General features: G+C 73.9%; 15 protein-coding genes, 1 tRNA gene and 2 pseudogenes. 7 read left to right on the plus strand and 11 right to left on the minus strand.

Going from position 1 to position 19,274, the window contains the following annotated elements; genetic code table 11:
* Nucleotides 1-555: 555 nt before the first annotated feature.
* A pseudogene (locus J3473_RS18510) lies at nucleotides 556-1,245 on the plus strand (ISL3 family transposase); the annotation flags it as partial.
* Between the two features lie 69 nt (nucleotides 1,246-1,314).
* A pseudogene (locus tag J3473_RS18515) lies at nucleotides 1,315-2,523 on the plus strand (IS3 family transposase).
* Between the two features lie 38 nt (nucleotides 2,524-2,561).
* Here J3473_RS18515 and J3473_RS18520 read toward each other — a convergent pair.
* The gene (locus J3473_RS18520; protein WP_207025288.1) at nucleotides 2,562-3,617 is read right to left on the minus strand and encodes a helix-turn-helix domain-containing protein; all 1,056 of its coding nucleotides are present in this window, start codon (nucleotides 3,615-3,617) and stop codon (nucleotides 2,562-2,564) included.
* Between the two features lie 11 nt (nucleotides 3,618-3,628).
* On the minus strand, nucleotides 3,629-4,597 hold the full coding sequence (locus J3473_RS18525) for an alpha/beta hydrolase (RefSeq protein ID WP_207025289.1): 969 nt from the start codon (nucleotides 4,595-4,597) through the stop codon (nucleotides 3,629-3,631).
* Nucleotides 4,598-4,834: 237 nt separating this feature from the next.
* Here J3473_RS18525 and J3473_RS18530 point away from each other — a divergent pair, with 237 nt between their 5' ends.
* Complete coding sequence (locus J3473_RS18530; RefSeq protein ID WP_207025290.1) at nucleotides 4,835-6,007, plus strand: serine hydrolase; 1,173 nt, start codon at nucleotides 4,835-4,837, stop codon at nucleotides 6,005-6,007.
* A gap of 279 nt (nucleotides 6,008-6,286) precedes the next feature.
* Here the strand turns inward: J3473_RS18530 and J3473_RS19690 are convergent, their stop codons facing one another.
* From J3473_RS19690 to J3473_RS18560, 6 genes are all read right to left on the minus strand, one after another.
* The gene (locus J3473_RS19690) at nucleotides 6,287-6,529 is read right to left on the minus strand and encodes an excisionase family DNA-binding protein (protein ID WP_207025291.1); all 243 of its coding nucleotides are present in this window, start codon (nucleotides 6,527-6,529) and stop codon (nucleotides 6,287-6,289) included.
* A gap of 268 nt (nucleotides 6,530-6,797) precedes the next feature.
* Nucleotides 6,798-6,870: transfer RNA gene (locus tag J3473_RS18540), tRNA-Asn, on the minus strand.
* 72 nt (nucleotides 6,871-6,942) lie between these two features.
* Complete coding sequence (locus tag J3473_RS18545; protein WP_207025292.1) at nucleotides 6,943-7,479, minus strand: hypothetical protein; 537 nt, start codon at nucleotides 7,477-7,479, stop codon at nucleotides 6,943-6,945.
* Complete coding sequence (gene dnaG / locus J3473_RS18550; protein ID WP_207025293.1) at nucleotides 7,476-9,416, minus strand: DNA primase; 1,941 nt, start codon at nucleotides 9,414-9,416, stop codon at nucleotides 7,476-7,478. The genes J3473_RS18545 and dnaG overlap by 4 nt, the downstream gene beginning before the upstream one ends.
* A gap of 27 nt (nucleotides 9,417-9,443) precedes the next feature.
* The gene (locus J3473_RS18555; RefSeq protein WP_207025294.1) at nucleotides 9,444-10,700 is read right to left on the minus strand and encodes a deoxyguanosinetriphosphate triphosphohydrolase; all 1,257 of its coding nucleotides are present in this window, start codon (nucleotides 10,698-10,700) and stop codon (nucleotides 9,444-9,446) included.
* 10 nt (nucleotides 10,701-10,710) lie between these two features.
* Nucleotides 10,711-11,388, minus strand: coding sequence for a YdeI family protein (locus J3473_RS18560; protein WP_207025295.1), 678 nt, complete (start codon nucleotides 11,386-11,388; stop codon nucleotides 10,711-10,713).
* Nucleotides 11,389-11,569: 181 nt separating this feature from the next.
* Here J3473_RS18560 and J3473_RS18565 point away from each other — a divergent pair, with 181 nt between their 5' ends.
* The gene (locus tag J3473_RS18565; RefSeq protein ID WP_169742091.1) at nucleotides 11,570-11,743 is read left to right on the plus strand and encodes a hypothetical protein; all 174 of its coding nucleotides are present in this window, start codon (nucleotides 11,570-11,572) and stop codon (nucleotides 11,741-11,743) included.
* 18 nt (nucleotides 11,744-11,761) lie between these two features.
* Here the strand turns inward: J3473_RS18565 and dusB are convergent, their stop codons facing one another.
* Nucleotides 11,762-12,979: a tRNA dihydrouridine synthase DusB gene (gene dusB / locus J3473_RS18570; RefSeq protein WP_207025296.1), complete on the minus strand. Its 1,218-nt coding sequence runs from the start codon at nucleotides 12,977-12,979 to the stop codon at nucleotides 11,762-11,764.
* 61 nt (nucleotides 12,980-13,040) lie between these two features.
* On the opposite strand from dusB, the gene J3473_RS18575 reads away from it, so the two are divergent.
* Nucleotides 13,041-13,433 carry an MmcQ/YjbR family DNA-binding protein gene (locus J3473_RS18575; RefSeq protein WP_242525962.1) on the plus strand — a complete coding sequence of 131 codons (393 nt, stop codon included), beginning with the start codon at nucleotides 13,041-13,043 and terminating at the stop codon, nucleotides 13,431-13,433.
* On the opposite strand, the gene J3473_RS18580 is transcribed toward J3473_RS18575, so the two are convergent.
* Nucleotides 13,411-14,178 carry an alpha/beta fold hydrolase gene (locus J3473_RS18580; protein WP_207025297.1) on the minus strand — a complete coding sequence of 256 codons (768 nt, stop codon included), beginning with the start codon at nucleotides 14,176-14,178 and terminating at the stop codon, nucleotides 13,411-13,413. The two genes, J3473_RS18575 and J3473_RS18580, sit on opposite strands and share 23 nt — an antisense overlap.
* 54 nt (nucleotides 14,179-14,232) lie before the next feature.
* Here J3473_RS18580 and J3473_RS18585 point away from each other — a divergent pair, with 54 nt between their 5' ends.
* Nucleotides 14,233-15,063: a sulfurtransferase gene (locus J3473_RS18585; protein ID WP_207025298.1), complete on the plus strand. Its 831-nt coding sequence runs from the start codon at nucleotides 14,233-14,235 to the stop codon at nucleotides 15,061-15,063.
* Nucleotides 15,064-15,076: 13 nt separating this feature from the next.
* Here J3473_RS18585 and J3473_RS18590 read toward each other — a convergent pair whose 3' ends face one another.
* Complete coding sequence (locus tag J3473_RS18590; protein ID WP_207025299.1) at nucleotides 15,077-16,828, minus strand: RNA polymerase sigma factor; 1,752 nt, start codon at nucleotides 16,826-16,828, stop codon at nucleotides 15,077-15,079.
* 49 nt (nucleotides 16,829-16,877) lie between these two features.
* Between J3473_RS18590 and J3473_RS18595 the strand changes: the two genes are divergently transcribed.
* The gene (locus J3473_RS18595) at nucleotides 16,878-19,127 is read left to right on the plus strand and encodes a hypothetical protein (RefSeq protein ID WP_207025300.1); all 2,250 of its coding nucleotides are present in this window, start codon (nucleotides 16,878-16,880) and stop codon (nucleotides 19,125-19,127) included.
* The last annotated feature ends 147 nt before the right edge of the window (nucleotides 19,128-19,274 follow it).

The raw sequence follows: 19,274 nt of genomic DNA on the forward strand, positions 1-19,274 counted from the left end.
GCGGTGCGAGGCCTATCAGCACACAGACAGGATGCCGGCCGCGAGCGCTCAGCCGGCGAGGGGTCCGTCGCAGAGGAGAGCGACGTCGGTGTCGGGCAGAGCCGTGAGGCCAGCGCATCGCGCGACCACCAGAACCGAACCGCCCCTACCCTGCGTTTCCGCAGGTCAGGGGCTGTTCGCCGGAGTCGCCTGTAGGAATCGAACCGACGACCTAATCACGTCGGCTTTGCGTCTATCGCTTGATACGCCCACTGGGCGAACGAGCCGCTGACCTGCGCAAACGCCGAGCGTGGGGGACGCCGCCACCCGGTGGTGACCGACGACGACCGACCAGTACCGACGTTTCACCGGAGCTTGCGGCGGCGTCGAAGCCGAGCCAGCTCTATTCCTTTAGCTCACCGCGCCCTCCTCCTCGCCGGTCCCGTCGTCGTCGAAGTCGTTTCAGGGGTCTTCTCAGATGACGGTGTAGGCCGGCCGGGCGCGTCGGTCCGCAGGTAGACGTCGGGGTCTCCCGACGATGGAGGTTCCTACGCCATCCATCCGAAAGACCTCGACGTGACCGACGCTACCCCGCCGGCCGGCTTCGGCCGCCCTGACCCGACCGCCTTCGCTCGACTCGACGGCATCGGTCTGAGCGTGACCGGACAACGACTTGAACCGGATCGTGCGGCCCTCGCGTGCCGCGTGGTGGAACCAGATCAGTGGTGCCGACGGTGCGGCAGCGAAGGCGCTGCTCGTGACACCGTGATCCGGCGGTTGGCAAACGAGCCGCTGGGCTGGCGACCGACCGTGCTGGAAGTTGTAGTGCGCCGCTACCGCTGTGCCGACTGCGGACACGGGTGGCGCCAAGACACCAGCGCCGCGGCGGAGCCACGCGCGAAGCTCTCGCGCACCGGGTTGCCGTGGGCGCTGGAAGGGATCGTGGTCGCATACCTCACCGTCGCCCGTGTCGCCGAGGGACTCGGGGTCGCGTGGGACACCGCCAACACCGCGGTCCTTGCCCAAGGCAACCGGCTGCTGATCAACGACCCCACGCGGTTCGAGGGCGTGAAGGTCATTGGCGTCGATGAGCACGTCTGGCGCCACACCAGGCGTGGCGACAAGTACGTCACGGTGATCATCGACCTCACCCCGGTCCGCGATGGCGCCGACCCAGCAAGGCCGCTGGACATGGTCGAGGGCCGGTCGAAGGCGGCGTTCAAGACCTGGCTCGCCGACCGCGACGACGCCTTCCGTGACGCGGTCGGGACTGCTGCACCGATAGGTGACAACCGATCTGTGGCGTTGTGAGGCGCTGCTGGAAGGATGTTCACCGTGCCCAAGCCCTATCCCCAGGAGTTCCGCGACGACGTCGTGCGTGTGGCTCGTCAGCGTGAGGACGGTGTCACGCTGAAGCAGGTCGCCAAGGATTTCGGGATCTCGGAGTCGTGTCTGACGAACAGGATGACCCAGGCCGACCGCGATGCTGGGATCAAGGCCGGCGCCGATCGTGAGGAGCTGGCCGAGCTGCGTGAGCTCAAGCGTCGCAACCGGCTGCTGGAGCAGGAGGTCGAGGTCCTTCGCCGGGCGGCGGCGTATCTCTCGCAGGCGAACCCGCCGGGAAAATGATGTACCCGCTCGTCCGCGAGCTGGCCGCCGACGGGATCCCCGTGACGGTGACGTGCCGGGTGCTGCAGATCGCGCGCGCTCCGTACTACCGGTGGCTGGAGGCGCCCGTCACCGATGCTGACCTCGTCGCGGCGTACCGAGCGAACGCCCTGTTCGACGCTCACCGCGACGATCCGGAGTTCGGGTACCGCTACCTGCACGACGAAGGCGGCGATGCCGGTGAGGTCATGTGCGAGCGGACCGCGTGGCGGCTGTGCTCGAAGCAGGGCTGGTGGTCGGCCTTCGGCAAGCCCAAGCGGGGTGCTTCCAAGCGGCCGGGTCCGCCGGTGCACGACGACCGCTGCGCCGTGACCGACAAGCATGGCGTGACCCGGCACGTGTTCACCGCCGACGCCCCAAACCAGCTGTGGTTGACCGACATCACCGAGCACTGGACCGGCGAGGGGAAGTTGTACCTGTGCGCGGTCAAGGACGTGTACTCCAACCGCATCGTCGGGTACGCCCCAGAGGGGGCCCCGGATCGACTCGCGGATGAAGTCGCACCTCGCGGTCGCCGCCCTGTCCAGCGCGGCCGCCCGCCGCGGTGACGTTGCCGGCTGTGTTGTCCACTCCGACAGGGGGTCCCAGTTCCGAGCGCGGAAGTACGTCCACACCCTGCACCGTCACGACATGGTCGGCTCGATGGGCCGGGTCGGCGCCTGCGGCGACAACGCCGCCATGGAGTCCTTCTTCTCCCTGCTGCAGAAGAACGTCCTGAACCGCCGCGCTTGGGCCACCCGCCAAGAACTGCGCATCGCCATCATCACCTGGATCGAACGCACCTACCACCGCCGCCGCAGGCAGAACGCCCTCGGCCGATTGACCCCCATCGAGTACGAGACCATCATGACCTCACCGGCCATTCAGGCCGCCTGACCCAACGTGTCACCTATCGGTGCAGCAGTCCCGGACGCTCACTTCCGTGTCTCGGTTGTGGGTGAGGGGAGATCGAGCACCCGGGATCGGCGCAATCGCCAGACGAGGTAGGCCGTACCGAGTCGCGGTTTGCCGAAGCCGTCGAAGGGGTCGAAGCCGAGCAGGGCGGAGATGGTCTCGATTCGGGTCTGCATCGTGCTGTGGTGCACGCCTGCCAGCCGTGCCGCCTGACGCACGGACTGCGAGTGGATGACCGCTTCGATCGTCGCGACCCCCCACCCGTGGACCTCGAGCTCGGCCAGTCGGTCGGCGTCAGGCTGGGCGCTCGCCGCCGGGGCGTCGGCGAGCAGTCCGATCAGGCCGCCGTACTCGTCGGCGTAGACCGTCGGGACGCGTGGCGGGTCGCACAGACGGAGAGCGACGAGGGCGGTGCGGAACGAGTGATGAAGGTCCTGCGGTGTGGTGGCGACCCCTACCCCGACCGGGCTCGCCTTGAGTGTCTCGTCGCCGGGCTCCGCAGGGACGATGACGGCGTGGATCGGCCCATGGACCGTGGGCACGACGTCCTCGGGGCCGCGGGGGTGCCGCTCCCAGACGGCGAACAGGGGTGCCGTGACGAGCCGGTAGAGGCGGCTTGCGCCGAGCCCGAGGGCCCCGGCGGCCGTCATTCGTTCGTCGACCGGGGTGTCCCCGTCGACCAGGCGTCCGAGGTCTCGTCGGTGGTCGGACCCGGTTCGACTGCGGCCGTGCCGGATCCGCACCGCGAGGGCAAGCCGTTCCACGATGATCGCGTCGTTGGGCAGGGCGTCACCAACGCGCTCCAGCCAGACGGAGAGTCCGTCCGCGGTGGTGGCCGTCGCGGGGACGGGTGTGGTCGTGTCGCGGAGGACCTCGCCTCGGGGGTTCACTCGCAGAGAGCGAACCGGTTGGTCCTGGTGGAAGCCGGCCACGCAGCCCGCGAGCGATGCGGCGGCCGACAGCAGGGCGCGGGTGTTGACGTTCCCGACGACCAGCTCGTCGAAGCAGGCGATGACGCGCAGGCCGAGGCTGGCGCTGGGGTCGAGTCGGGCGATGCGGCCGAGGAGCTCTTGCACGTCGTCCCCCCTCAGTCCGCGAGGATCGTCTCGAGCCAGGTGTTGCGGGCCTTGATCATGCTCTGGCCCACCGCGGTGTGGGGCGCGAAGATGTCGCACGCGTGGAACGCACCGGACCAGACGTGCAGCTCGGCGTCGCCTCCTGCCCTCCACAGGGCGTCGGCGTAGGCGATCGCCTCGTCGCGGAAGACCTCGGCTGCCCCGACGTCGATGAAGGCCGGCGGAAGACCACGCAGATCCCCGGCACGCGACGGGGCCGCGTACGGGGAGACGGCCTCGGTTCCACAGGTGTCCCCCAGCAGCGCCCGCCACCCCGTCTGGTTGCTGACCCGGTCCCACACCCCGACCCCGTCGAACTGGTGCATCGACGTCGTGATGCCGCGGTCGTCGAGCATCGGGTAGTCCAGGACCTGCCCGACCAAGGGTGGGCCGCCACGGTCGCGTGCTGCCAAGGCCATGCCGGCGGCCAGTCCGCCACCGGCGCTCGCGCCGGCCACGACCAGCCGGTCCGGCCGTATGCCGAGGGCGTCCGCGTGGCTGGCGGTCCATTCCAGGGCCGCGTACATGTCTTCGCGGGGATAGGGGTCGGGGAACTCCGGAGCCAGGCGGTACTCGACCGTCACGAGAACGGCGCCCATCCGGTCCACCCAGTCGAGGACGAGGTCGATGCCGCTGAACCGGTCACCGAACATCAGCCCGCCGGAGTGCGCGTACACCACCGCTGGCCGTGGGCCGTCCTGGCCCGGTGGGCGCAGGACCGACACCTCGACGGGATCCCCGAGGTGCCCCGGGGCGACGTGCTCCTCACACGCGATGCCACGGTCGCGCAGAACGTCGTCCATCGGGGGCGAGGCATAGGAGACGCGCATGAAGTCGATGAGATCGGCGGTGATCGTCGGGGGAAACATGCCGCCGACGACAGCCAGCCCGGCGCGCAGCTCGGCGTCGAACTCGGGGCGCAGCACCGGGGCCACGGTCATCGCCACCTCCTGGTTCACGAGGGCGTCCGCGGTGGGTGATGCCCGGTTCTCGCACGGTAGCCGCGGCGAGCAGCACTGGCCAGCGTTCCTGGCGGTCTCGTGGTGGCGCCACCGCCAGGTGGCGGGTCGGCGGCGCCGAACTGCTGACGTCCGTCGGTTTCCCGCCGGACGACGGTGGGGCAGCGTCATCCGTGACCGGACGCAACGGCGCGGACGGCCTGAACGAGGAGGTTCGCGATGACGAGGAGCATCAACGGCGAGGCGATCGACGCGGTGCTGGCGGCGGCGGTAGAGCGAGGTGCCGTCCCGCACGTCGCGGCCATCGTGGCGGACGCCGACGGGGTGTTCTACGAGGGAGGAGCGGGGGTCCGCATCCAGGGCGAGTCCGAGGACCCGGTGACGACATCGACCCAGTTCCGGATCATGTCCATGACCAAGATGGTCGCGACGACCTGCGCCCTGCAGCAGAAGGAACGCGGCGAGCTCGACTTCGCCGCTCCCATCGAGGAGTACGTCCCCGCGTGGGCCGACGTCCAGGTGCTCGACGGGTGGGACGGCGACACCCCCCGACTGCGGGCACCCGCGACGAAGGCGACAGTGCACCAGCTCGTCACCCACACCACCGGCCTGGGCTACTGGTTCTGGAACGAGGACCTGGTCCGGTTCGAGGCCGCCACCGGCACACCCAACGTCGTCCCCGGATCCATGGACGCCTTCAAGGCGCCCCTGACGGCGGACCCCGGGACGGCGTTCGTCTACGGCATCAACACCGACTGGCTCGGACGGGTCGTCGAGGCGGTCGCCGGCGCGACGCTCGACGTCGTCGTGAAGGAACACGTCACCGAACCGCTCGGCATGCACGACACGATGTTCCGGCTAGACGCCGGCCGCACCGAGAACCTCGTGACGGTCCACGTGCCAGGAGACGGCGGCTGGACCTCCGCCGGCGAGATCCTCAACCAGGAACCGGACTGGTGGGCCGGTGGCCACGGCCTCTACTCGACGCCGCGGGACTACATCCGCTTCGAGCGGGCCCTGCTGCGCGGCGGGGAGCTCGACGGCACCCGAATCCTCCGCCAGGAGACGGTCGATGACGCCTTCCGCAGCCAGATCGGTGACATCCCGTTCCCCGAGGAGATCCCGACCGCCGATCCGGCCACCACCGACACCCTCCACGTCGGACCAGGCTGGACCTGGGGCTACGGACTAATGATCAACACCCAGGACGTCCCGGGACGACGCCGCGCAGGCAGCGGCGCCTGGGCCGGGCTGTTCAACACCCACTTCTGGGTCGATCGGACGACGGGCATCTGCGCCTCGATCTACACCAACTCCCTGCCCTTCATCACCGAGAACGACGCCTGGCGCACCTACGGCGAGTTCGAGGAAGCGGTGTACGCGGCGCTCTGACACTTAGCGACGCGCGCCGGCTCCCGGAGAACCCCTCGGGAGCCGGCGTGGCACTCGCAGCTGAACCCTGGCTCGATGTCGCCATCAATGGAGACAGCCGTGCCGATGCCTCGCGCACGACGGCGCGGCAGCCAGTACTCATCGGGATAAGCGCGCGGTTCGGCACGTGCCCCACTTCGCCGCTAACGAGGCGGCGTAGGCGGGTCCGACTTGCCTCCCTAACCCGCCGCATCACTCCCCGGCTATCGAGGGCTGTCCGCGAAACGCGGCACAACCTCGCTAGACGGATGAGCGGCGCGCCGCACCCCAACGGGCAGCCGCGCCCTCGCCCACTGCGCGGAGCGTTGGTATTGGGACGAACAGAGCATCTACGTCGCCTGCCACGACCCGGATGAGCCGACCGCTCCGGTACGCAGAGAGCTCCCCCGCCGCGATCCGTCGCCGCAGCGTCTTGACACTCACTCCCGTTCTGCGCGCCGCTGTGGCCAACGACTCCAGGTGTCGCTCAGTAGTGACCGGCATACGACCACCTCCTCGCTCCCCTAATGGTTTAGGGAGGGTCCCAGTGGACCCGCATGTCTTCCCGACGATGCCTCCTGTGACGCGCGGAGGACACGGTTGTCAGCGCGCACGCGCCTCGCCAAGCTCCAGCGGAACCCGCCAGGAGCAGACGCTGGGCATCCCAACAGACTTCTTTGCACACGCGTGCAAACGATGCATATCCGATGCAGCAAGTAAGCGAAAGGGCCTCTGACCGGCGTTTCCGCTGGTCAGAGGCCCTTCTATCCCGCTCCCCCGGTTGGACTCGAACCAACAACCTGCCGATTAACAGTCGGCTGCTCTGCCAATTGAGCTACAGGGGAAAGTGCTGCCGCAGGGTCGCCGCAGCAGCGCCGCAACGATAGCAACACCTGGGCCGCCCGCCGAAATCGGGGTCAGTCCAGCCCGACCTGCTCGCGGACGCGGTCGATACCGGCCTGCACGTCGTCGGCCACGCCGGGGTCGGAGATGCGGACGCCGCGCCCCAGGACGGCCTGGCTGAGCAGTGCGTTCGTCGCGAGGTCACGCCGCACGACGACCTTGGCGGTGCCCTTGCGACCGACCTCGATGGTCTCGGCGAGGACCACCGACGCCTGCACCCGCTCGCGCAGCGTCTCGGGGAACATCCCCGGCTCGGTGAGGGCGACGCGCAGCGGCGGTTCGTCGTCGACCCACGTGATGCGCAGGACGCCGTCCTCGCTCCACAGGCCGGCGTCGACGAGGTGCCAGGGGCGGGCACTCCGCACCACGAGTGCGGCCCCCTCCCCCTGACCGGCACCGACGACGTACAGGCGGTGGCGCCCGGCGACGAGCGTCGTGCCGAGACCGTCCGTGGCCCAGGCGAGCAGCTTCTCGCCACCGGAGGTGTCGACGGCGGCGGCCACGTCGGCGGGGACGGCGGGGGCGCGCAGGCCCGTCCAGCGCAGCCTCACGACGACACCCCCTGCCGCAGGCGGACCCGTTCGAGCTCGAGGGCGTGGAGGGCGGTCGTGCGCTCGCGCAGTGCCTCGGCGTCGACGTCGGGGTCGTTCTGCACCCGTCGCAGCGAGGCCATCGCGTCGGCGATGCGCCGGGTCAGGTGAGCGTCCCGGACCCCCGTCGCGAGGCTGTCGAGGTAGCGCTGCGGGGGCATCCCGGTGGAGGCGTCGTAGCGGACCGGCAGCGGCGCGACGGACAGCTCGGCCACGAGCGGACGCACCGGCGCGGCGACGGCCTCGCCGACCGCGGCGACCCAGCCGGCCGTCGAGCCGGTGCGGTGGCCGGCGGCCGCGGCGATGCGCACGCCGTCGAGCACCGCCCGGTGCGCGGGCGCGGTGAGCGCCTCGGTGGGCAGCCCGTCGAGCACGGACTCCGGGTACTGCGACGGGTACTGGAGCATCGTCTGGAGCAGCTGCCGCTCGGCGGCCACGACCGGGTCGCGCAGGTCGGGCATCGGCATCGCCGGGCCGCCCTCTCCCGGACCGGGTTCGGCGACCTCGTCGGTGCCCGTCTGCCGGCGCTCCGGCCCGTCGTCGGGGACGGCGAGCTTGCCCGCACGGCGCACGGCGTCGGCCACCTGCTCGACCTCGACACCCAGCCAGCCCGAGACCGTCCGGACGTATTCGGGCCGCAGGCTGGTGTCGCGGATCGAGCCGATGATCGGCGCGACGGCCTTCATCGCCTGGACGCGCCCCTCGGCGGTCTCGAGGTCGAAGCGGCGGATCGTCGTGCGGACGGCGAACTCGAACATCGGCACGGCGTCGTCGACGAGGGCGCGCACCTCAGCGTCGCCGCGCGCGAGGCGCAGCTCGCAGGGGTCCATCCCCTCGGGCGCGACGGCCACGAACGACTGCGCGGCCCAGCGCTGGTCCTCGCCGAACGCCTTCATCGCGGCCTTCTGCCCGGCGGCGTCGCCGTCGAAGGTGAAGACGACGCGGGCCGGGGCGTGGTCGGCCTCGTCGCGCATGATGCGGCGCAGCAGCTTGACGTGGTCGACGCCGAACGCGGTGCCGCACGTGGCGACGGCTCCCCCGACGCCGGCCAGGTGCGCCGCCATGACGTCGGTGTAGCCCTCGACGACGACGGCGCGCCGGTCGGTGGCGATGGCCTTCTTCGCGAGGTCCAGCCCGTAGAGCACGGTCGCCTTCTTGTAGATGGGGGTCTCGGAGGTGTTGAGGTACTTGGCGGCGATGCGGTCCTCGTCGAAGAGGCGGCGGGCCCCGAAGCCCACCGTGTCGCCGGTGGTGTCGCGGATCGGCCACACGAGCCGGCCCCGGAAGCGGTCGTAGAGGCCGCGGCTGCCGCGCCCGCTCAGGCCGGCCGTGGTCACCTCGTCGTCGGTGAAGCCCTTCTGCAGGAGGTGCCGCGTCAGGGCGTCGCCGTCGGCGGGCGCGAACCCGACCCCGAAGGTCTCGACGGCCGTGGAGTCGAAGCCCCGCTCGCGCAGGAAGTCGCGCCCGACCCGGGCGTCGGAGCGAGCCCGGTCGAGCAGCATCCCGGTGTAGTACTCCTCGGCGACCCGGTGCGCCTCGACGAGCCGCGAGCGCTTGCCGAGCGAGACGCCACCCTCGCGCGGGCCGCCGCCCTCCTCGTAGCGCAGCTCCATGCCGACCTTGGCGGCGAGGCGCTCGACGGCCTCGGAGAAGGTGAGGTGCTCGACCTTCTGGACGAAGCTGATGACGTCGCCGCCCTCGCCGCAGCCGAAGCAGTGGTAGCTGCCGACCGCCGGGCGCACCGTGAAGCTCGGCGTCTTCTCGTCGTGGAAGGGGCACAGGCCCTTGAGGGACCCCACGCCGGCACCGCGCAGCGTGACGTGGTCGCGCACGACGTCCTCGATGGAGGACCGCTCCTTGACCGCGGCGATGTCCTCCGCCTTGATGAGACCCGGCACCCGACCTCCCTTCGTCCGCTGCCGAGTCTAGGTCGTGCCGGCGTCAGGCCGTCGGGCGGCGGACCACGCCCGGTGCAGCGCGAGCGCGCGGACGTCGGTCAGCGACGCCACCTGGTCGACGACGACCCGCAGGGCGGCCGCGTCGTCGGCCGCGGCGTCGAGGTCGGCGCGCAGGTCGGCGTCGAGCCGGGCGGGGTCGGTGCGGTAGGCGTCGACGAGCGCGGCGACGACCTCGCGCTGCATCTCGTAGACGGCGACCCGCTCGGCGGCGAGCATCACGTAGTGCGCGGCGACGGCCTTGAGCACCGCGCACTCGGCCCGGGCCTCGGCGGGGACGACGAGGGTCGCGCCGTGCCGGGCCAGGGCGTCGTCGCCGTGGGCGGCCCGGGTCGCGACCTCGACGGCGACGGCGAACCGGCCGATGAGCCGCGAGGTCATGTCCTTGAGCGCGGCGAGAGCGGCCCGCGAGCCATCGTGGACCTCAGGCACCGCCCCGGTCGCGAGGACGCGCTCGAGCGCGGCGCCCAGGGCGTCGGCGCCCAGGCCCGGCTCGTAGACGCGGCCGGCGACCTCGAGCACGGCGTCGACGTCGGCGCCGTCGCGCAGCCGACGCGGGTCGAGCCAGCCCGACGCGATGGCGTCCTCGACGTCGTGCACCGAGTACGCGACGTCGTCGGCCCAGTCCATCACCTCGGCCTCGAAGGCCCGGCGGCCCGCAGGGGCGTCGGCGCGGAACCAGGTGAAGACGTCGAGGTCGTCGTCGTAGACACCGAACTTGGTCGTCGGCGTCGGGCCGCCGCCGCGCCGCCAGGGGTACTTCGTCGCCGCGTCGAGGCTGGCCCGCGTGAGGTTGAGCCCGGCCGGACGGCCGTCGGCGTGCGAGCGCTTGGCCTCGAGCCGGGTCAGGAGCCGCAGGGTCTGGGCGTTGCCCTCGAACCCGCCGATGCCGGCCGCCACGGCGTCGAGCGCCGACTCGCCGTTGTGCCCGAACGGCGGGTGGCCGAGATCGTGCGCGAGGCAGGCGGTGTCGACGACGTCGGGGTTGCAGCCGAGCGCGGCGCCGATCTCGCGGCCGATCTGCGCGACCTCGAGCGAGTGGGTGAGCCGGTTGCGCACGAAGTCGTCGGACGACGGCGCGACGACCTGCGTCTTGGCCGACAGCCGGCGCAGCGCCGAGGAGTGCAGGAGGCGGGCCCGGTCGCGGGCGAAGTCGTCGCGGTCCGAGCGCTTCTGCGCCGGGTCCTCGGCGACCCAGCGCTCACGGTCGTGCGCGGAGTAGGTCACCCGCCGGAGCCTACGACCCGCGCGCCGCCTCGGCGGCGGCAGCGGCCCGAGCCACCCAGGACGGCGGCGTGCCGTAGCGCTGGAACTTGACGAGCCGCCCTGCGGCACAGTCCTCGACGAGCTCGGCGAGGCGCTTGTCGCGGGTGGCCTGCTGCTTGGCGTCCTGCAGCCAGTGCGTGACGATCTTGCGGTAGCCGGGGGTCGCGACGGCCCAGAACGCGGCGGCCGCCGGGTCGGCGGCGAGGGCGGCCTCCTGCTCGGGCGTGAGGATGGCCGCGGGCTGCTCGAAGGAGTAGGTGCCGGTGCGGTCCTCGCGGCGCAGGGCGAAGGCGGCGAGGCCGCTCGGCTGCATCCGGCCCTGCGCCGTCAGCTCCTCGACGGCGCGGACGTTGACGGCGCTCCAGTTGCTGCCCTTGCGGCGCGGGGTCCACCGCTGGCGGCGTGCCTCGTCGTCGATGCGCTCGGCGCGGCTGTCGATCCACCCCCAGCACAGGGCCTCGCGCACGGCCTCGGCCCACGTGATGCCCCCGCGGCCGGAGTCCTTCTTCCACAGCCCCATCCAGAGCTCGGGCGCGGTGTCGTGGTGCGCGGCGAGCCAGCGCCCGAACTCGGCGGCGTCGGCGAAGAACAGCGCCGGCCGCTCGGCCGTGCCACCAGGGGTCCCCGTCGACTCGCTCACGCGGGCCATCCTGCCGCGCCCCACCGACACCGCGCAGCCCCGAGCCGGCACGCAGGACCTCCCACGCCACCGCAAGGCTGCTGCGTGCCGCGGAAGCTTCCGGGAGGGCTCCCGCCGGTCGGGTGGTGGACCCGCCGGTCCACCTCCCGGTGGACCCGGCCGCGACGGGGCCGCCCGTAGGGTCGGAGCCATGAACCGCCGCTACCTCTCGTTCGCCGCCCTCGCCATCACGCTGCTCTACGGCGCGAGCTTCGCGCTCTTCGACGGCGGCGCCCCCAAGGGCTACGCCGCGATCGGCGGGGTCGTCGTGGCCCTGGCCTGGATCGCCGTCGGCGTCTTCGGGCGCGACACCGACCACGCCTGACGCGGACGGAACGGCGCGTCAGCCCCCGGAGACCGACAGCTCGGCCTGGGCCACCTGCGTGCGCTGGGCGTCGTCGAGCTCGCGCGAGAGCAGCCAGTTCTCCGGCAGCGCGACGACCCGGGGCGAGCCGGCCCGGCCGCGCGGCCCCTCGGCCGGCTCCCCCGGCCACGGCGCGTCGAGGTCCATCGTCGCGATGAGGTCGTCGAGCGCGGCGAGCGAGTCGACGAGCGCCAGCTGGTTGCGCACCGTCGAGCCCGCCGGGAACCCCTTCAGGTACCAGGCGATGTGCTTGCGGATGTCGCGGCAGCCGCGCAGCTCGTCGCCGTCGTAGAAGTCGACGAGGTACTCGGCGTGCCGGCGCAGCACCGACGTCACCTCGCGCAGGCCCGGCTCGACCCGGTAGTCGGAGCCCGCGAACGCGGCCGCGAGGTCGGTGAACAGCCACGGCCGCCCGAGGCACCCGCGCCCGACGACGACGCCGTCGCAGCCGGTGCGCCGGACCATCTCGAGCGCGTCCTCGGCCGACCAGATGTCACCGTTCCCGAGCACCGGCACCGTCGTCACGGCCTCCTTGAGACGCGCGATCGCCTCCCAGTCGGCCGTGCCGGAGTACGACTGCGCGGCGGTGCGCCCGTGCAGCGCGACGGCCGAGGCGCCCTCGGCCTCGGCGATGCGCCCGGCGTCGAGGTAGGTGACGTGGTCGGCGTCGATGCCGATGCGCATCTTGACCGTCACCGGCACGTCGTACGGCGCGGCCTCGCGGACGACCGCGCGGACGATGCCGCGGAACAGGTCGGTCTTCCACGGCAGGGCCGAGCCGCCGCCCTTGCGCGTCACCTTGGGCACCGGGCAGCCGAAGTTGAGGTCGATGTGGTCGGCGCGGTCCTCGGTGACGAGCATCCGCGCGGCGAGCCCGGCGGTCGCGGGGTCGACCGAGTACAGCTGCACCGACCGCGGCTGCTCCTGCGGGTCGTGCGAGATGAGGCGCATCGTCTCGGGGGTGCGCTCGACGAGAGCGCGCGAGGTGACCATCTCGGCGACGTAGAGGCTCGTCGCACCGGACGCCCCACCGGCCTCGAGCCCGGCCGCGCCGTACTCGCGGCACAGCCGCCGGAAGGCGCGGTTGGTGATGCCGGCCATCGGCGCGAGGACGACGGGCGACTCGACGACGTGCTTGCCGATGCGCAGCGGCGGCAGCACGGGAGCGGGCGTGGTGGGGGCGGTGGTGGCGGTCATGGCGCCGTCCATTGTCACCGAGGGAGGGCGGGATGCGTGAATCGGCGGCTACGGTGACGCGATGGCGCACCCGCCGATGTTCGACGAGGACGACCCGCTGCTGCACCGCCTGCGCGCGGTGGCGCTCGCGCTGCCGGACGCGGCCGAGAAGGTCAGCCACGGGCACCCGGCGTTCTTCACGACGAAGGTCTTCGCGTACTTCGGGGGCTCGCGGCGCGTCGACGGCGCCTGGGAGAGCCACGAGCAGGCGCTGCTCGTCCTCCCCGACCCCGCCGAGCGCGAGGCGCTCCTCCACGACCCGCGCGTGTGGGTCCCGGCCTACCTCGGGCCGTCGGGATGGCTCGGGCTCGACCTGGACGCCGGCACCGACTGGGACGAGGTCGCCGAGCTCGTCGAGACCTCGTACCGGCTCACGGCCGGCGCGCGCCGGGTCAGGGCGCTGGACGCTCGCTGACCCCGTCGCCCACGGGCCCACCCCGAGCCCAGGAGACGAGCTCCCAGAGGGCGGCCACCGTCTCGGCCGGGTGCGTCAGGGGGAAGACGTGCAGCCCGCGCGGCACCGTCACGACGTGGACCCACGGGGCCGAGCGCGCGGCACGGCGGAAACGCCCTGCGTCGACGCGCAGCTGGTCGAGCTGCCCGTTGACGAGCAGCACCGGCGCGGTGACCTCGGCGAGCATCGAGGGGCGGCACTCCCCCATCACACCGGCCCACGCGGCGGGGATGCCGTCGAACCCGTAGCCGGCCTCCTTGAGCAGCGCGGCGAACGCCGGCGGAAGCATCGTGTCGAACTGCCGGTCGAGCGCGCGCGACATCCGGTCGGCGCCCAGCCGCTGCTCGACCCCGGCGATCGCGCGGTAGAGCGCGGCTCCCGGGCCGGCCGGCACCGCCGACGCCCCGAGGAGGGCCAGCCCGGCGAGCCGGTCGGGATGCCGCGCGGCCCACGCCATCACGAGGTAGCCGCCGAGACTGTGACCGGCGAGGACGACGGGCACGTCGGGGTCACCGGCCTCGACGGCCTCCCCGACGACCGCGAGCGCGCCGTCCCAGGTGAACGGCTCGCCGCGGCGGGCCCCGTGCGCCGGCAGGTCCGGCAGGACGAGCTCGACGTCCGGGCCGAGGAGCGCCTCGTAGCGGGCCCACATCGCGTGGCTCAGCTGCGAGCCGTGGACGAGGACGAGCCGGACGGGACGAGGCACGAGGTCATCCTCGCGCACCCGCCCGACGCCGCGGACCGGTGGTTGGATGGCCGGGTGAGCGCCCTCATCACCGCCGACGACCTCGCGACCGCGCTGGCGCGCGGCGAGGTCCGCGTCCTCGACGTCCAGTACGCGCTGACCGGGACGCCCGGGCGCGAGCTGTACGCCGCCGGCCACGTGCCGGGGGCGCCCTTCCTCGACCTCGACACCGCGCTCGCCGGCCCGCCCGGCGCGCAGGGGCGCCACCCCCTGCCCGACCCCGAGGTGCTCCAGGCCGCGCTGCGGGCGTGCGGGGTCGGCGACGACGACGCCGTGGTCGTCTACGACCAGCGCACGTCGCTCTCGGCGGCGCGCGCGTGGTGGGTGCTGCGCTGGGCGGGGCACCCGCAGGTGCGCGTCCTCGACGGCGGCCTCGCGGCCTGGCAGCGCGCCGGGCAGCCCGTCACGACGGAGGTGCCGTCACCGGAGCCGGGCGACCTCGTCGTCCGCGCCGGGTCCGTCCCCGTGCTCGACGCCGACGGCGCCGCTGCGATGGCCCGCCACGGGGTGCTCCTCGACGTGCGGGCGCCCGAGCGCTACCGCGGCGAGGTCGAGCCCATCGACCCCGAGGCCGGCCACGTGCCGGGGGCCGTCAACCTGCCGATGACCGAGATGCTGACCGCGGACGGGACGTTCCTGCCGCCGTCGCGCATCCGCGAGGTCGCCGCAGCGGCCGGCGTGCACCGCGACACCCCCGTCGGCACGTCGTGCGGCTCGGGCGTGACGGCCGCGCAGATGGCCCTCGCGCTGCACGAGGTCCGCATCGACGCCGTGCCCTACGTCGGGTCGTGGAGCGGCTGGATCGCGGACCCGTCGCGCCCACGGGCGACCGGCCCGATCCCCTGAGCCCCCGGGCGCGTCAGAGCGCCCAGGCGCCCGTGAAGGGTTGTGTGTCAGGCGAGTAGCGCGCGACGGCGTCGAGCTCGGCGACCCGGTACATCCGTCCCTCGATGACGTCCCACGCCAGCAGCCGGCGCACCGGCCCGTCCCGGCCGACCGAGCGCGACTCGAGCAGCACGGTGTCGCGCGGCCCCCACCCGAGCGGCCGGTAGGCGAAGAGCGGCGCGTCGTTCGGGGCCGCGAGGATGCGCGGCTGCGGGCGCACGTCCGACTGCGCGGCCATCAGCCCCTGCATCCGGCCGAGGGTGGCGTTGGAGGCGCCGAAGAACGTCGCACGGCAGGCCCATCCCTCGATGTTGGAGATCGGTTCGCCGTACGCGTCGATCTCCGGGCCGTCGAGCGAGCGCAGCGACAGCAGGCGACCGGCGCCGGAGAAGGTGCGGATCATCGGCCGGCCACCCGAGACCCCGATGTCCGCCCAGCCCGGCACGACCTCGCCCCCCGCCCGCACCACCGTGCCGCGCCGGGTGTCGACGAGCCAGCGACCGGTGCTGCTCGTCGCGACGACGGTGTGCCCGTCCGGGGCCCAGCCGGCGGTCACGAGGTTCTCGTCGCGCACCGGGATGCGGAAGGTCCGGGCGCTGCGCACCTCGAGGATGACGACCGCACCCGGCTGCGCGAAGACCAGCCGGTGCCGGTCGGTGTCGATGGTGCGCGGCCCGAGCGGGACCCCGCGGGCGCCGGCCGTGTCGGCCGTGGGACGCAGCGGCGCCATCGGCACGAGGAGGCCGTCGGGGGTCTGCCGCGGGAGGAAGAGGACCGGCTGGTAGCGGGCCGGCTCGACCTGGACGAGGAACGCGGCGCGCACCGACGCCCTCGAGCCCGCCGCCGAGAGGAGCTCGAGCGGGCGGTCGGTACCGGGTCCGAGCCGCCCCGGCAGGGCCAGCTCCGGCGCGTCGGGATAGGGCGGCAGCAGCTCCTCGTCGACCGGGGCGAGGTAGACGCCGATGCCCGCGACCTCGAGGCGGGTCAGGCGCCCGTCGCCCTCGCTGGTCGTCGGGCTCGGGCGGGGCGCAGGCGGCTCGGGGTCGCCGCCGAGGGCGACGGCAGCCGCCGCGCCGGCGACGAGCACCGCTCCGCCGAGCAGCGCGCCGCGCCGTCGGACCCGCCGGCTCCGCGCCGCGGTCTCCTCCGCGGCCGCCGCGAGCGGCGGCTCCTCGACCCCGTCGGCGACGAGCGCGAGCAGCGCCCAGGGATGGGCGTCGTCGCCGGTCGCCCCGGTGGATGCGACGCGCAGGGCGTCCTCGGCGGTGCCGAGGTCGGCGTGCACGTCCTCGAGGGGACGGCCGACGACGCTCGCGACGTCGCCGGGGTGCCGGTCCTCCAGCCAGGTGAGCACCGCGACCGAGCGCTGCCGCGGGGTGAGCGTGGCGAGCGCCTGTCGGACGGAGGTGCGTCGGGCCTCGATTGCGTCCCCGGCGTCGTCCGGCACCGGGACCGGCTCGAGGTCCCCGTCACGGGGCGGGCGGTGCTCGGCGGCCGCGACGGCCCGGCGGTGCAGCTCCCGCCGCAGGGCGGCCTCGGGCCCCTCCTCGCGGGCGACGGCCCACTCGCGCGCGACGGCGGTCAGCGCCTCCAGCGCGACCCGCTCGCCCGTCCGCGCGTCGCCGCAGACGAGCACGGCAGACCGGACCGCGAGCCCCTCGTGGGCGGAGGCGAACTCCGCGAACCCGGCTCGCGCCGCCGCCCGCCCGGCCTCCTCGCCCGACATCCGCCACCTCCTCGCGACATCGTCGCACCGATCTGGTTCCATCGAGCCCATGGCGCAGGCATCGCAGGTCCGCTCCGGCCCCGACCGCGCGGAGGTCGACCGGGCGCGCGCGACCGCCCTCGACGCCGAGGCCGCAGCCCGCGCCGGCGACCTCGACGCCGCCGTCGCGGGCTGGCGCGAGGCGTGGCCGGTGCTCTCCGCGACACCGGACGACGGCGTCGGCCTCGCCGCGTGCCTGCGCACCGTCGTCCTCATGGGCAACACCGACCGGGCCCTCGACCTCCTCCTGCCGCGCGTCGACCGCGTCGAGGCGCTGACCGACCCCACCGAGCGCCGATGGCTCGCCGCGTCCGCCGCCTGGACCCTCGGCCACGGCATGCGCCTCGGGATGGTGCCGTCGCGCGTCGCGCACGACGACGTCGAGGCCGCCCGCGCCCGGCTGGACGACCTCGCCCGCGGGCTCTGCGCCGACGACGAGGACCGAGCGGCCCTCGAGCGAGCCCACGACGACCGGGCCGTCTCCCCCGGTCCGGCGCTGCCGCCCACCCGACTGCCGCTGCCTCCGACCGGCGAGGCCGGGCTGCGCGCGGCGGCGAGCGGTGCCGAGGTCGTCGCCCTCGCCGAGCGCGCGCGGGCGTGGCGACGCACGCTCGACCCTGCGCTCGAGCGCCTGCTCCACGGCTGGCTGGAGACCCGCGAGCAGACACTGCCGCTGCTCACCGAGCCGGCGCACCGGGCGGCTGCGGCCCTGCTCGACCGCAGCTCCGTGCACCTGCTGCGCGACCCGGTGCGCGAGCGCCTGCGTCTCGACGAGGCGCTCGCCGCGGCCGGGCGCGGGCTCGACGACGAGGGCGTCGCGCACGCCCGCTGCGAGCTGCTCGTCCTCGACGCCCGCGAGGCCGCCGCCTCCTTCGGCGCCGGCGCTCCCGAGGTGGAGCGGGCGCGACGCCGCGTCCTCGACGCCGTCGACGCGCTCGAGGCCCGCGGATGGACCGAGACCGCCGCGGCGAGCCAGCGCTGGTACGCGCTGTCGGCCCGCCCGGACGACGCCGCCGACCACCTGCTGCGCGCCGCCGACGCGTACGCACGCCTCGGCCAGCCGGCCCGCCGGGCCCTCTGCCTGCTCGACGCCGCTCCCCTCGTCCTCGCCCGTGATCTCCCGGCCGGGCACCGGTTGCTCGACGCCGCCGAGGAGCTCGCGGCGGGGCATCCCGTGCTCGCGGTCCAGGCGCTCGACCTGCACGCCCGGGTGGCCCGCGCCGCCGGCGACCTCGACACCGCCGACCGTCTCTACGAGCGCGCGGCCGCCGCCCCGGGGGTCCCGGACGGCACGCGCACGTCGGTGCTCTTCGCGTGGTGCGACCTGCTCGTCGACCGCGCCGACTGGGAGGGCCTGGAGCCGCGCGCCGCGGACGCTCTCGCCCTCGCGGTGCGGCTGCGCGACCCGCTCTCGCTCGCGGTCGCCCAGCGCCACCTCGGCCTCTCGTGGGTGGAGCAGGGGCGGCCTGCCGAGGCGGTGGAGCTGCTCGCCGCGGCCCTGCCGGTGGTCCGGCGGGACGCGCCGGAGCTCGTCGGCCCGACCGCCTGGGCGCTCGGCAACGCCTCCCTCGCCCTCGGTGCCTGGGAGCCGGCGCGCGGGGCGTTCGTCGTCGCGGGCGACGCGTTCGAGCAGGGCGGCCGGATCGAGGAGGCGAGCCACGCGCGCTACCGCGCCGGCACCGCGGCCTGGGACGGCGGCCACCTCGACGTCGCCGCGACCGACCTCGACGCGGCCGTCGCGCTGGCCCGCCGCAGCGAGACCCTGCCGGTGCTCCTCGAGGCGCTGCGCTCACGCGCGGCGGTGCGCGCCGAGTCCGGTGACGTCGACGGCGGCATCGCCGCGCTCGACGCCGTGCTCGCCGACGTCGCGGTGCTCGCCGCCCGGCTGCCCGAGGAGCGGCACGGCAAGGAGCCCTTCGACGCCGAGGTCCTCGAGCCCGACGTCCTGCGCGAGGGTGCGCACGTCCTCGCCGGCGCCGGCCGGTTCGACGAGGCGCTGGCCCGGCTCGACGCCGCGGCGGCGCTCGTCGGCGGCGACTTCGCCCTCGTCCTGCACGCCGAGCGGGGCGTCCTCCTCGCCGAGGCGGGCCGGCTCGCGGACGCCGAGCCCGTGCTCCGCGGGTCGCTCGACGCCCTCGGCGAGGCCGGGATGCGCGAGGAGCAGGTCGAGGTCGCGGCGGCGCTGGCCCGGGCCCTCGACCGCGCTGGGCGCATCGAGGAGGCCGAGTCGGTCTGGGCCACCTGGGGCGACGAGGACTGAGCCCACTCACCGCTCCGTCGCCCCCGTCTCCCACCCTCTCCGCGAACGTGTGTGAAACCGCCGGGCTCCACCGGTGTCATGTGCCAGGACATCGCTGACACAAGTGTCATCGTGGGCCTGACAGTAGGGACTTTCGGGGGCGGCCGG

It is taken from the genome of Phycicoccus sp. DTK01 (genome assembly GCF_017312765.1).
Classification (GTDB): Bacteria; Actinomycetota; Actinomycetes; order Actinomycetales; family Dermatophilaceae; genus Phycicoccus; species Phycicoccus jejuensis.

Bases quoted from the DNA above. Each gene is read 5' to 3' on its own strand.
- J3473_RS18525 (WP_207025289.1), bottom strand. From the start codon at position 4,597: ATGACCGTGGCCCCGGTGCTGCGCCCCGAGTTCGACGCCGAGCTGCGC.
- J3473_RS18530 (WP_207025290.1), top strand. From the start codon at position 4,835: ATGACGAGGAGCATCAACGGCGAGGCGATCGACGCGGTGCTGGCGGCG.
- J3473_RS19690 (WP_207025291.1), bottom strand. From the start codon at position 6,529: ATGCCGGTCACTACTGAGCGACACCTGGAGTCGTTGGCCACAGCGGCG.
- J3473_RS18560 (WP_207025295.1), bottom strand. From the start codon at position 11,388: ATGGCCCGCGTGAGCGAGTCGACGGGGACCCCTGGTGGCACGGCCGAG.
- J3473_RS18565 (WP_169742091.1), top strand. From the start codon at position 11,570: ATGAACCGCCGCTACCTCTCGTTCGCCGCCCTCGCCATCACGCTGCTC.
- dusB (WP_207025296.1), bottom strand. From the start codon at position 12,979: ATGACCGCCACCACCGCCCCCACCACGCCCGCTCCCGTGCTGCCGCCG.
- J3473_RS18575 (WP_242525962.1), top strand. From the start codon at position 13,041: ATGGCGCACCCGCCGATGTTCGACGAGGACGACCCGCTGCTGCACCGC.
- J3473_RS18590 (WP_207025299.1), bottom strand. From the start codon at position 16,828: ATGTCGGGCGAGGAGGCCGGGCGGGCGGCGGCGCGAGCCGGGTTCGCG.
- J3473_RS18595 (WP_207025300.1), top strand. From the start codon at position 16,878: ATGGCGCAGGCATCGCAGGTCCGCTCCGGCCCCGACCGCGCGGAGGTC.